Below are 13,039 nucleotides of genomic sequence, written 5' to 3' on the forward strand. Positions count from 1 at the left end.
CAAACCACCACCACGCCGGCAAGCGACCCCGAACCATCAAGGAAGCGGAGGCCCGCCGTGCCGAGCGGCAACAGATGAATAACTTACACGCACCACGGCAATCACGCAAATCAAGGCGCGCAAAAACACGCCAAAACGTTGCAACGCCGGCGTTCTCTCGGCGTGTCGAAATTTGATGAAACCACGCCTTGACTGTCACATTACGCCCCTATCCCGCGCCGGCGAGGACCGACACCAAATATCCGACGGCGTGTCGCAACAATTCACTCCCAGTTCAACTTCGTTGTTCTTACTTGAACCTGAATGCCACGAATGTATTTCGCACGACTTTCCCGCTCCGGTAAGTAACTCTGGCCATGCGAGCAACTGCACAAAATACGAAAAGGGATCTTCCCAATTGGAAAGATCCCTTAACAGCTTTCAGCTTATTCAGCTAGCCTCGCTCAGGCCAGGATGCTCGGGTCAACCGGCACACCCGGGTTCATCGTGGAGGTGATGGTCGCCTTAGTCAGGTAACGACCCTTCACGGTGGACGGCTTGAGACGCTTGACTTCGTCGGCCACAGCCTTGAAGTTCTCGTCCAGAGCAGCCTCATCGAAGCTCAGCTTGCCGATCAGGAAGCTCAGGTTGCCGTTCTTGTCGACACGGAACTCGATCTTGCCACCCTTGATGTCCTTGACAGCCTTGGTGACATCCATGGTCACGGTGCCGGTCTTCGGGTTCGGCATCAGGCCACGCGGGCCGAGCACACGACCCAGACGGCCGACCTTGCCCATCATGTCCGGAGTGGCGACCACGGCGTCGAAGTCGAGGAAGCCACCCTGAACCTTGGCGATCAGGTCGTCATCACCGACGATATCGGCGCCGGCCTCGGTAGCTTCGGTGGCCTTCGGGCCACGAGCGAACACGAGGACCTTGGCGGTCTTACCAGTGCCGTGAGGCAGGTTGACGGTGCCACGCACGAGCTGGTCAGCCTTGCGCGGGTCAACGTTCAGACGGAACACAGCTTCGACGGTCTGGTCGAAGTTGTAGGAGGGCATGCTCTTCAGGAGAGCGATGGCCTCGTTGGCGGTGTAAAGGTTGTTGCGATCGACGCGCTCAGCGGCTTCGCGGTACTTCTTGGAACGCTTTACCATCTGTCTATCTCCTTATCAGTCCGTAACCGTGATGCCCATCGAGCGAGCGGTGCCCTCGATGATCTTCATGCCGGCCTCGATGTCGCGAGCAGACAGATCTTCCATCTTGGTCTCAGCGATTTCGCGAACCTGCGCCTTGGTGACCGAGCCGACCTTGTGGGTCAGCGGGTTCTCGGTGCCCTTCTCGATGCCAGCGGCCTTCTTCAGCAGGGCTGCTGCCGGCGGGGTCTTGAGAACGAAGGTGAAGGAGCGATCCTCGTAAACGGTGATCTCGACAGGGATGACCTGACCCATCTTGTCCTGCGTCTGGGCATTGTAAGCCTTGCAGAAGTCCATGATGTTCACGCCATGGGAGCCGAGGGCCGGACCCAGCGGCGGGGCCGGGTTGGCCTTGCCTGCCTGAATCTGCAGCTTGATCAGCGCTGAGACTTTCTTCTTGGGAGCCATAATATGGTTCTTCTTTCTATAACGCGGTTCAAATGGTCGCCACCAGTAACCTCTTGCCTACGCATATGCGGTCTTGACTCGTTATTTATCCGCACATATGTAAGGGTTCGAAGCCACGAGTGGTCTCCTCCCGCAACTTATATTGCTGTGCTGTGCTAGCGGGTCTTCCCTCCAGACACAAGCTTTCCTATTATGCGAAGATGAGTGGACAACGTCTACCCACGAAGAGGGCAAAGGCCCTCCCCTGCAAATTCGATTGGCTGAGGAGGGCCTCAAATGTTCCTGGGATAAGGACAAGCCAAGCAATTATTCCAGTTCCACCGCGCCTGTGTATAGCTGGTAGTACTCACCCTTCTGCGCGATCAGCTCGTCATGCGAACCGCGTTCGATGATGTTGCCGTGGTCGAGCACCATGATCACATCGGAGTTGCGCACGGTGGACAGGCGGTGCGCGATCACGAAGACCGTACGGCCCTTCATCAGCGCGTCCATGCCGGCTTGCACCACTTCCTCGGTGCGAGTGTCGATCGAGGAAGTCGCCTCATCGAGAATCAGGGCCGGGGAATCGGCCACTGCGGCGCGCGCGATGGAGATCAACTGACGCTGGCCTTGGGACAGGCCCGAGCCGTCGCCTTCGAGCACGGTCTGATAGCCCTGCGGCAGCATGCGAATGAAGCCGTCCGCGTTCACCAGTTTTGCCGCCTCGATGCATTCCTCGTCAGTGGCGTTGAGGCGTCCGTAGCGAATGTTGTCCATCACGGTGCCGGTGAACAGGTTCACGTCCTGCAGCACGATACCGAGCGAACGGCGCAGATCGGGCTTGCGAATGTTCTTCACATCAATGCCGTCGTAGAGGATCTGGCCTTCCTGAATGTCGTAGAAGCGATTGATCAGGTTGGTCACCGTGGTCTTGCCGGCACCCGTGGCACCGACGAGCGCCATCTTCTGGCCGGGCTTGGCGAACCATGTGATATCGTGCAGTACAGGCTTGTCCGGATTGTAGCCGAACGTCACGTTGGTGAAGCGTACATCGCCCTGCAGCAGCGTCAGACGACCGTCCGGCGAGGTAATCGCCTGTTCCTTGGCCTTCAATGCCACTTCGCGGGCGGCACCATGCAGTTTTTCCGCGGCCTTCAACGAACGCGTACCGTCGTCGCCTTCCTCACGCTTCCATGCCCAGTGGCCGGTCTCATGATCGACTTCGCGCATCGTGCGACCATCTTCGCCAAGTTCCACGTTGACCAAAGTCACCGTGCCGTTATCGGACTCGACGGCCTCATCCATCAGCGCGAAGATACGGGAAGCTCCAGCGAGCGCCATCATCACCATGTTGAGCTGCATGGACACCTGACCGAGAGGGTTGATGAACGAGCGGGACAGGGTCAGCAGGGAGATCAGCGTACCGAGGGTCAGCGGACCGAAGCCGTTCAATCCCACGTTGCCCACGCCGGCGAGCGCCATAGCACCGCCTACGATGGCGAGCAGGATGTAGAGAATGTAACCCATGTTGCCCACCACTGGCATGGTGACGTTGCCCCAGGTGTTGGCTTCGGCGGAAGCCGCGAACAGTTCCTCGTTCTTCTCGTCGAAGATCTTCTGCGTGGCGTCTTCATGGTTGAAGACCTTGATGACCTTCTGACCGTTCACGGATTCTTCCACGAACGCGTTCACGTCGCCCAGCCACTGCTGCTGCTTGACAAAGAAGCGACCCGCGCGACCGACAATCGCCTTGACCACGAAGAACAGGCCCACGGTGAACAACAGCACGAACACGGTGATTGGGATGGAGAGCCACAGCATGGAGATCACTGCCGCGATGGCGGAGATGGCGGAGGCGAACATCTGCGGGAAGGACTGGGAGATGGCTTGGCGCAGCGTGTCCGTATCGTTGGTGTAGCGGCTCATGATGTCGCCGTGTTCGTTGGTGTCGAAGTATCGGATCGGCAGATGCTGCTGGTGGGCGAACATGTCGTCACGAATCTTCTTCAGCGTGCCCTGCTCGACGGTGACGATCAACCATTGCCACAGCCAGCTGGCCACGATACCGGCCACATACAGGCAACCCATCAGAGTAATCGCTTGCAGCAGCGGACCCCAGTCCGGATTCTTGGCTCCGACCAACGGCAGAATGTAGGTATCAATCAGCGATTGGAGGAACAGTGCGGAGCCGGCTTGGGCGGCGGCACCGACGAGAATGCACACCACGATGGCCACCACGCGCCACTTGTATTGCATGATGTAGCCGAAGATGCGCTTGGTGGTGCCGGGGGCCGGCTTGCCCATGGCGGGCTTGCGGTTCTTGAAGCTTTGCTTGTCGCTCATCGTGCCTCTCCTTCCTCTGCTGCGTTCTTCATGCGTTCGGCTTCTTCGGCCGCGGCCTGCTCAAGTTCGGCCTGGCCCGCGGCAGTGTTCTTGGTCTGCGATTCGTAAATGGAACGGTATTCGTCACAGGTCTTGAGCAGTTCGTCATGCGTGCCGCGGGCCATGATGCGGCCTTCGTCCATGACCAGAATCATGTCGGATTCCTGCACCGAGGCCACACGCTGGGCGATGATGATCTTGGTGGTGTCCGGAATCTCATGGTGGAAGGCTTCGCGAATCAGCTTGTCGGTTTTGGTGTCGACCGCGGACGTGGAGTCATCCAAGATCAGGATCTTCGGCTTCTTGAGCAGCGCGCGGGCGATGCACAGACGCTGGCGCTGACCACCGGAGACATTGGTGCCGCCTTGTTCGATGTAGGTGTCGTACTTATCCGGGAATTCCTGAATGAAGCCGTCCGCCTGGGCGAGCTGACATGCGTGGCGAATCTCCTCGTCGGTGGCGTCCGGATTGCCCCAGCGCAGGTTCTCGGCGATGGTGCCGGAGAACAGCACGTTCTTCTGCAGCACCATGGCCACCTGATCGCGCAGGACTTCGAGATCATAATCGCGTACATCACGCCCACCGACCTTGAGCGAGCCGGCGGAGACATCGTAAAGTCTGGGGACCAGCTGCACCAGCGAGGACTTTGCCGAACCAGTGCCGCCGACGATGCCTACCGTGGCGCCTGAAGGAATGGTCAGGTTGATGTCGTCAAGCACCGGCTTTTCGGAACTATCGGAGTAGCGGAAGGTGACGTCATCGAATTCGATGGAACCGTCGGCCACGGTCTTAATCGGGTTCTCCGGGTCCACCACCGTGCTCTTTTCCTGCAGCACCTGGCAGATACGCTCGGCGGAGGCCTGGGAGATGATGAACATGACGAAGATCATCGACAGCATCATCATGGCCATCAGAATCTGCATGGCGTAGGTCACCAGTGCCGTCAGATCACCGGTGGTAAGTCCCAGTGCGGCGTTGTTGCCGGATGCCACGATCTGCTGGGCGCCCATCCAGGAGATCAGGATCATCGAGGCGTAGATGCAGAACATCATGATCGGACTATTGAAGCTCATGATGCGCTCGGCCAGCGTGAAGTCCTTGAAGATGCGCTTGGAGATGCGGTCGAACTTGTGGATTTCGAAGGATTCGCGGTTGTAGGACTTCACCACGCGGATGCCCTGCAGGTTCTCATCCACCACGTTGTTCAACGCGTCGTAGGTGTGGAACACACGCTCGAATACCGGATGCACCAGTACCGCGAGTCCGCATAGGCCAATGGCCAGAATCGGAATGCAGGCGAGGAACACCATGGAGATCGACGGGCTGATGCGGAAGGAGAAGATCCAGGCCACGATCACCATGATCGGGGCGCGTACGCCCATGCGCACCATCATGCCGTAGGCCATCTGCAGGTTGGTCACGTCAGTGGTCAGACGGGTGATGATGGAACCGGTGGAGAACCGGTCGATGTTGGTGAAGCTGAAGCGTTGCACCTGCTCGAACTGGTCGCGGCGCAGGTTCTTGGCGAAGCCGGCCGCGGCGATGGCCGCATACTTTCCGGCCAGGAATCCGCAAGCCAGGGAGACGAGGGAGCAGACCAAGAGAATCAGGCCGAATTTGATGATGGCCGGCATGCTGCCGCCGGTGATGCCCTGATCGATCAAGGTGGCCATCACCGTGGGGATCACGATTTCCAGAATGGCTTCGATGAACACGAACAGCGGAGCCAGCAGGCTTTCCTTGGTGTATTCGCGCATCGATCCGGTCAGTGTGCGGATGATGTGCTTGGGGCGCTCCGGCTCGACGGCTTTGCGCGAGCGTTCGATGGCCGCCTCGGTGGCGGCTGCGCTGTCTTCCGCCGTCACATTGCCGGCTGCGGCATTGCGTTCGGGTGCGGTATCGCTCATTTATTCTCCTCCTTCATATCGCGTTCGTATTCTCGTTGTGCGGCATCGATGTTCGCTCGCATGCGTTTGACGCAATCATGCAAAGCTGTTTGCTCTTCCGCGGACAGCCCTTCGACCAGCAAACGTTCCACACGATCGCCGTTGGCCTTGAGGTCGGCCACGATGGAATCGGCTTTGCTGGTGAGCACGATGCGTTTGAGTCTGGCATCATGGGCCACCGGCTCGCGCACGATCAGGCCTTTCTTTTCCATCAACGTCAATACGCGGGACGCCGTGGAGCGGGTGATGCAGAATTTCCGCTCGATGGTGTGCTGGTAGATGTCCCGTCCACGATTGCGTGCCAGGAAGATGATGATATGGGCGTTGCCACCGGTCGCGATGCGTGCGGATTCCGGCATGCTTTCACCCAAATATCGGTCCACGGCTTTGCTCAGTGAGCGCATTTCGATGCTGAGGGCATGATGATCCATATCGCTCCCCCATTTCGATTGCTTATTGCTGTTTCTGTTCGACAATTGCACTGCATCTGCAACTGTTGTATATGCAACGAAACAGTGTAATGCGCGCCACATACAACAGTTGCACATGCAACAATCAGCGTGTCGCACAGTGTCATACAGCACAAAAGGCTCCTCTCTACTGATTCATAGAAAGGAGCCTAAAGCACATTCTTTTTTACTTATTCAACTCGGCGTAGCCGTCGAGCAGGAACTTGGTGACGTCCTTGCCGGCTTCGCCCATCAGCGTGGGCAGCGAATTGATCGGCATGGAGTTCAGGAACATGCGCATCATGGCGTTATCGGTGAGCTTGGGCAGTTCGTCCCTCTCGCCGGCCGCAACCAGATCGTCGACTACTTTGGCGCCCACCGGGTCGGCGGACCATTCGCCGAACGTGGACCATTCGGTCAGCGGCTGGGTCTTGCCGTCGCCGTCAAGCTCCACGCTCACCGTTGCGGCGATGTCGCGCGAGCTCACGCCGACTTCGATGCCGTATTCGCCGGATTCCACATGCCAGTCGTTGAACTTCTCGGACCAGTAGGCGAACGCGCGTTCGTCAAGGTCGATGGTCACGGTCGTGGATTCGCCGGCCTTCAGGAACACCTTCTTGAAGCCCTTGAGCTCGTGCACCGGGCGCGCCACGTCGGCCTTGCCGGGAGCCACGTAGACCTGCACGGTTTCGGCCGCGTCCACGGCGGAGGTGTTGGTCACGGTGACGGTCACGGATGCGGTGTCGGCACCGGCCTTGGCGGCCCGCACATCGGAAATCTCGAAAGTGGCGTAGCTCAGGCCGTAGCCGAAGGGGTAATCGACGGCCTTGCCGTAGGTGTCGTAGTAGCGGTAGCCGACGAACACGCCTTCGCCGTAATCCACATGGCCTTCCTCGCCCGGCCAGTTGAGCATGCTCGGGTCATCGTTGATGTCCAGCGGAATGGACTGGGCGAGCTTGCCGGAGGGGCTCACCTTGCCGAAGATCACATCGGCGAGCGCCGGACCGCCGGCCTGGCCGAGCAGCCAGGATTCCAGGATGCCCTTGGCGTACCGGGCCCACGGGTGCACGGAGACCACGGAACCGTTGGAAAGCACCACGGCCACGTTCGGGTTCACTTCGGCGACCCGCTTGAGCAGTTCGATCTGCTTGGCCGGGATGTCAAGGCTTTCGCGGTCGAAGCCCTCGGATTCCGCGGCTTCCGGAAGACCGAGGAACATGAGCACTTTGTCGGCCGTCTTGGCAGTCTCGACGGCTTCGGCTTCCAGCGCAGGGTCGGCCGGTTCGAGATCAAGTGTGAAGCCTGGGGCGAAGCTGGCTTCGATGCCGCGCTCGGCGAGGGTGTCGAGGAAGCTGGTCATCCTGGTGGGGGTGATGTGCGAGGAGCCGCCGCCCTGATAGCGCGGGGTGCGGGCGAATTCGCCGATGACTGCGATCTGCTCGCCCGCGGCAGGGTCGAGCGGCAGAAGCGACTCGTCGTTCTTGAGCAGCACCATGGATTCCACGGCGGCCTGATGGGCCACTTCGTCATGCGCGTCCACGTCGAAACGGTAGCCGTCGATACTCATGGCGGCGCGGGCCTTGTTGGTCAGGTCGATCATGCCCTGAGCCATACGGTCGAGTTGGGCCGGGGAGATACGGCCGTCACGGGCGGCGTAGACCACCTGATCGTCGGTGTAGCTCGGCGGCATTTCGAGGTTCAGGCCGGCGTTCAGGGAAGCCACACGATCGTGGTCGGCGCCCCAGTCGGACATGACGATGCCCTTGAAGCCCCATTCGTCGCGCAGCACGTCGGTCAGCAGCCAGTGGTTCTGGGCGGAATGCACGCCGTTGATGCGGTTGTAGGAGCACATGATGGTCCACGGCTGAGCGGTCTTGACGATGTGTTCGAAGGCCGGCAGGTAGATTTCACGCAGGGCGCGCTGGCTGATGCGGGCGTCCACGCGTAGACGGTCGGTTTCCTGATTGTTGGCGGCGAAATGCTTCAGGGATGTGCCTACGCCCTTGGACTGCACGCCGGCGACGATGCCGACCGCCTCATGACCGGCCAGATACGGGTCTTCGGACCAGTATTCGAAGCAGCGGCCGCCGAGCGGATTGCGCTTGATGTTGACGCCGGGGCCCAAGATCACGGCCACCTTCTCCTGAATGCATTCCTCGGCCATGGCTTCGCCGACTTTGTGGATGAGCTCCGGGTTCCATGAGCTGGAGAGCCCTGCGGCCGGAGGGAAGCAGGTGGCGGGCACAGAGTTGTCCAGATCGGTTTCGCCGGTGCTGGAGGCCAAGGACTTGCGCAGACCGTGGGGACCATCAGTGATCATGTAGCCGGGGATGCCTTTGGATTCGACGCCCTGCAGATGCCAGGCGTCGCCGCCGGAGGTAAGGGACGCTTTTTCTTCGATGGTCAGGTCCTTGACGGAAGGGTAAGTCTGTTCGCTCATGGAAACCTCTTTCTTCGAGTATGTACGTCAGCGACTGTGTCTGCGGTTCGGCGGCGGGAGTTGGCGATTTGAGACATCGAACGTTTTGGAGCGCCGGATTTTTCGCTCGATGAAATTCCCCCGCGAATTCCAAACCGTTTTCCCTCGACCAACCGATCGGTAAGTAGACTATCAAATTCAAGACAACAACACGCCAGAATCATTTGAAAACACAACTAACCGACCGTAAGGTTGCCTTCATGAGCAGCACCTCTCCCAATGCACAGAACGACGATCGCCGCAACGCCATCATCGAAGCCACCGTCGAATCGTTCGGCAAGCTCGGCTACTACGGCACCTCATTGCAGCGCATCGCCACCGAAGTGGGCCTCACCAAAGCAGGCGTGCTGCATTACGTGGGCAGCAAAGAAGGTCTGCTCAACCTGGTGCTGAGCGAGGTATACGATCGCGAGACCATCGACGTCATGTCTGCCATGGTCGGCGAAGAGCGTCCGCTCATCGCCGATATGTGGCGCAGAATCGTACAGATCAACGCCAAACGCCCGACACTGGTGCATATGTTCTCCACACTGAGCGCCGAGGCCTTGGATCCCGAACATCCCGCACATGCCTACTTTGTCGACCGCGAGCGTCAAACCGTCGCCAATGCGCTGAACATCAACTGGTGCGTGCCGGACGGCGTGAACGTGGAACATGTGCTGCAAGCTGGTTTTTCGATGATGGACGGCATTCAGCTGCGCTGGTTGCGCACGCCCGGACAACACCTTATGGACATGTGGGCCGATTGCGAAAACGTACTTATGCCATTGCCCACGTGGGACGGATACCGGCACAACCATTAAGACGACGTCCGAACCATCGGACTGCGGGGAAATAAACCGTCCCGCTTCTGCCGCAAAAGAAACGTCCCCGTCTCATATGGAGACGGGGACGGAAAATATCGGACCGGATAATCGCGAAAATTACGCCACGGTGAACGTGGTGCGCCTCAGGTCTTCGCGGCGGGACGAATGACCGATAAGCAGTTCGAATTCACCGGGCTCCACGATGCGGTTAGCTTCGGAATCGACGATGGTGCAATCGGCCACCGGGATATCGAAGGAAACGGTCTTGGTTTCACCGGGCGCAAGCTCCACACGCCGGAAGGCCTTCAACTCGCGGTCGGTCCAGCTGTAGGAGGTCACAATGTCGCCGATATAGGCCTGCACGACTTCGGTGCCGGCCATGTCACCCGTGTTGGTCAGGGTGATCTCGGCGCGTACGGTATCGGACTCGGCAAAAGTGCCGTCGGCATTCGACGCACCGCCGGTGATGACCGGTTCGCCATATTCGAAGGTGGTGTAGCTCAGGCCCTCGCCGAAGGCGAATGCCGGATCCTGCGTCAGATCGGCGTAACGGTCACCATGCTGGCCGCGCACCTGGTTGTAGTAGACCGGCAACTGGCCGGCATGGCGCGGGAAGGTAACGGGCAGACGGCCGGACGGATTGGTCAGGCCGAAGATGATTTCGGCGATGGCCTGACCGCCCTTCATGCCCGGGTTCGCGGCCCACAGGATGGAGCCGGCGCCGGTTTCGGGGTCGCTCACGCGCTTGGCGAATACACCGTTCTCCCCCACGATGGAGGCAGGTAGAATCTGCGGCTTGGAGCTTACCAGCACGGTGACCATCGGCTTGCCGGTTTCCTTGGCCACGGCCGCGAGTGCGTCAAGCAGCGCATTCTGGCCGCCGAGCAGTTCGAGGGTTGCGGTGGAGCAGGTTTCGCCGGTGAGCTGGACGGTATCGCCCACTACGGCTACGATCAGGTCGGACTGACGGGCATTGGCCACGGCTTCGTCGAGCATCGCCTGATCGACCGCGGCGGAAACTCCGATCTTCGGGCGTGGCTGGCCATCCGGGTAGAGTTCGCCGGCCGGATCGGTGACGAGATCCACGATGTTGGCACCACGAGAGTAGACGACTTCGGTACCCTCGCCGGCAAGCTGCTTGATGCCGTCGAGCACGGTGGTGATCATCCCGCGCGGCTGGCCGTCCGGCATCCAGGAAACCTGTCCGGAGTTGCCGGTCCAGTCGCCGAGCTGGTTCTGTGCATCGTCAGCCAGCGGACCGACCACGGCGATGCGCCTGGCCTTGCCGGCCGCGAACGGCAGGCTGCCGTCGTTGCGCAAGAGCGCCACGGCTTCGCGGGCAAGTTCCAGGTTGATCTGTTGGTGAGCTTCGGAGCCGATGACGGTCTTGATGCGTTCAGCGTCCGGCAGACGCGGGTCCTCGAACAGACCGAGGCGGAACTTCAGCGCCAGAATGCGAGCAACGGCCTCGTCGATCAGAGATTCATCCAAGAGACCGGTCTTCACGGCTTCGATGGCACCCTCATAGAACTGCGGGGTGGTCATGACCAGATCGTTGCCGGCCTTGACCGCATCTGCAGCGGCATGCACATAATCCGGCTTGACCTTCTGCTCCCATACGGAGCGGCCGACATTATCCCAGTCGGTGATCAACGTGCCGTTGTACTTCCATGCGCCGCGCAGCTTGTCAGTCAGCAGCCATTTGTTGAAGGTCACCGGCACACCGTCGATGGATTCGTAGCCGAGCATGAACGTGCCGCAGCCTTCCTTGGCAACGCGTTCGAACGGCGGCAGGAACCAGGATTCGAGCTTGCGGTGAGACAGGTCGGCCTCGGAGGCGTCGCGACCGCCCTGGGTTTCGGAGTAGCCGGCGAAGTGCTTGGCGCAGGCCAGGATGGCATCCTTCGGCAGTTCCTCACCGGCCTTGGCGCCGCCCTGATAGCCCTTGACCATGGCAGAGGCGAGTTCGCCGATCAGCATCGGGTCTTCACCGAAGGTCTCATCCACACGGCCCCAGCGGGTGTCGCGCGCGATGCACAGCACCGGGGAGAAGGTCCAGTGCACGCCGGTGCAGGAGACTTCCTCGGCGGTGGCGCGACCTGCCTGACGCACCTTCTCGGCGTCCCAGCTCAGTGCCATGCCGAGCTGCGAGGGGAAGATCGTGGCACCGGGCCAGAAGGAATAACCGTGGATGCAGTCATCGCCGATAACCAGCGGAATGCCCAGCCGGGTTTCCTCGTTAACGATTTTGACCGCGCGCGGCAGGTCTTCCGGGCTGGTGTGCAGGATGGAGCCGACGTGCTTGTTGACAATCAGGTCATCCAGATCGCCACCGCGGGCGTCGAGCTGCATCATCTGGCCGACCTTCTCCTCCAACGTCATACGGGAGAGCAGGTCTGCGATGCGTTCGGAGGCGGGCAGATCGGGGTTCTTGTAGGGCAAGGTTGCTGCGGTTGCTTCGGTTGCGGCCATGGTTGTTTCGCTTTCCTCTATGAAATCGAAATTATTTAATTACCAATCGGTAGTTTATCGCGATACATACCGCAACACGCGGGAAGAACGATGATGTTTCCGAACCGAGGAGGCAGCAAAACAGGCAGCAACTGCGCGGCCGGACAGCCAGGCGCATCCCGCCTCAGCGATACCCATCCCACAGCGGGGACGGGAACAGCATCGGCTCAAACTCAGCCCACTCCTCGTTCAAATCAATGGCCGGCTCGCGCAGCCAACGCAGTTGAACGCCATCCATGACCTCCAACGCCTTACGCACCGTAGGACGCACTTCCTCAAAAGAGGCGAAGGACGGCGGGATACGCCAATCAAAGCCGGCGTAGTACCGCCAAATCGAATCCTTCCGATCGGCGAACACATCATGTAGCGGGTGATCAGGATTGAACGTTTCCACCTGCAGTACGGAAAACAGCTGGACCAGCATACGACGCTGTGAGTTGTATCGCACCAAATACCGAAAATACGCAGGCAGCCTAAGGTCATCGTCTGTGGATCCCGGCAAACCGGACGCACAGAACTCGGCCACATTGCCGCCTACGTTGTATTTTTCGAGATACACCATGCCCAGCAGATTGTCTTTGCTGCCGATATACCGCAATACGCCCTGTTTGGTGACACCCACGGCATCCGCGACATCTTGCACAGACGTACCGTTGTACCCTCGCTCGGAGATCAGTCGCACTGCGGCATCGAGTATTTCGCGCTTACGCTCCAGCGGCGTCTTGCGGACTCGTTTGCGATCGGAAGTGGTTTCTGCGGCCATAGACGCCTAGTGTATCCCACTTCATTACCAAGCGGTAACAACGGTTTCCACTGCGCGTCACAACGAAACTACGGTTTTGCCAGCAGTCCACGAACCAACGAAATCAAGAAAGACTCCCCTCACCGGAGCAATGAGGAGAGT

At 59.7% G+C, this 13,039-nt stretch carries 9 protein-coding genes; 1 reads left to right on the top strand and 8 read right to left on the bottom strand.

The window, feature by feature from the left end; translation table 11 throughout:
* Nucleotides 1-443: 443 nt before the first annotated feature.
* The 6 genes from rplA to G1C97_RS10765 form a co-directional block, all read right to left on the bottom strand.
* A complete protein-coding gene (rplA, locus tag G1C97_RS10740; protein WP_100496618.1) occupies nucleotides 444-1,136 on the bottom strand; it encodes a 50S ribosomal protein L1 in 693 nt (230 codons plus the stop codon).
* 15 nt (nucleotides 1,137-1,151) lie between these two features.
* Nucleotides 1,152-1,583 (bottom strand): 50S ribosomal protein L11, encoded by a 432-nt coding sequence (gene rplK / locus G1C97_RS10745; protein ID WP_003829785.1) that lies wholly within the window; start codon nucleotides 1,581-1,583, stop codon nucleotides 1,152-1,154.
* 306 nt (nucleotides 1,584-1,889) lie between these two features.
* Nucleotides 1,890-3,905, bottom strand: a complete 2,016-nt coding sequence (locus G1C97_RS10750) for an ABC transporter ATP-binding protein (protein ID WP_169241737.1) — start codon at nucleotides 3,903-3,905, stop codon at nucleotides 1,890-1,892.
* Nucleotides 3,902-5,701 carry an ABC transporter ATP-binding protein gene (locus G1C97_RS10755; protein WP_240951122.1) on the bottom strand — a complete coding sequence of 600 codons (1,800 nt, stop codon included), beginning with the start codon at nucleotides 5,699-5,701 and terminating at the stop codon, nucleotides 3,902-3,904. Before G1C97_RS10755 ends, G1C97_RS10750 begins: the two co-directional genes overlap by 4 nt.
* A gap of 146 nt (nucleotides 5,702-5,847) precedes the next feature.
* Nucleotides 5,848-6,321 carry a MarR family winged helix-turn-helix transcriptional regulator gene (locus G1C97_RS10760; RefSeq protein WP_169241739.1) on the bottom strand — a complete coding sequence of 158 codons (474 nt, stop codon included), beginning with the start codon at nucleotides 6,319-6,321 and terminating at the stop codon, nucleotides 5,848-5,850.
* Between the two features lie 205 nt (nucleotides 6,322-6,526).
* Nucleotides 6,527-8,779, bottom strand: a complete 2,253-nt coding sequence (locus tag G1C97_RS10765) for an exo-alpha-(1->6)-L-arabinopyranosidase (RefSeq protein ID WP_169241740.1) — start codon at nucleotides 8,777-8,779, stop codon at nucleotides 6,527-6,529.
* A 239-nt stretch (nucleotides 8,780-9,018) separates the two neighbouring features.
* Between G1C97_RS10765 and G1C97_RS10770 the strand changes: the two genes are divergently transcribed.
* Complete coding sequence (locus G1C97_RS10770; RefSeq protein ID WP_169241741.1) at nucleotides 9,019-9,621, top strand: TetR/AcrR family transcriptional regulator; 603 nt, start codon at nucleotides 9,019-9,021, stop codon at nucleotides 9,619-9,621.
* Nucleotides 9,622-9,741: 120 nt separating this feature from the next.
* Here G1C97_RS10770 and G1C97_RS10775 read toward each other — a convergent pair whose 3' ends face one another.
* Nucleotides 9,742-12,096: a glycoside hydrolase family 3 N-terminal domain-containing protein gene (locus tag G1C97_RS10775; protein ID WP_169241742.1), complete on the bottom strand. Its 2,355-nt coding sequence runs from the start codon at nucleotides 12,094-12,096 to the stop codon at nucleotides 9,742-9,744.
* Nucleotides 12,097-12,259: 163 nt separating this feature from the next.
* Nucleotides 12,260-12,898 (bottom strand): TetR/AcrR family transcriptional regulator, encoded by a 639-nt coding sequence (locus G1C97_RS10780; RefSeq protein WP_169241743.1) that lies wholly within the window; start codon nucleotides 12,896-12,898, stop codon nucleotides 12,260-12,262.
* Nucleotides 12,899-13,039: the final 141 nt, after the last annotated feature.

Origin of the sequence: Bifidobacterium olomucense (assembly GCF_012932375.1) — a bacterium.
GTDB classification, from domain to species: Bacteria; Actinomycetota; Actinomycetes; order Actinomycetales; family Bifidobacteriaceae; genus Bifidobacterium; species Bifidobacterium olomucense.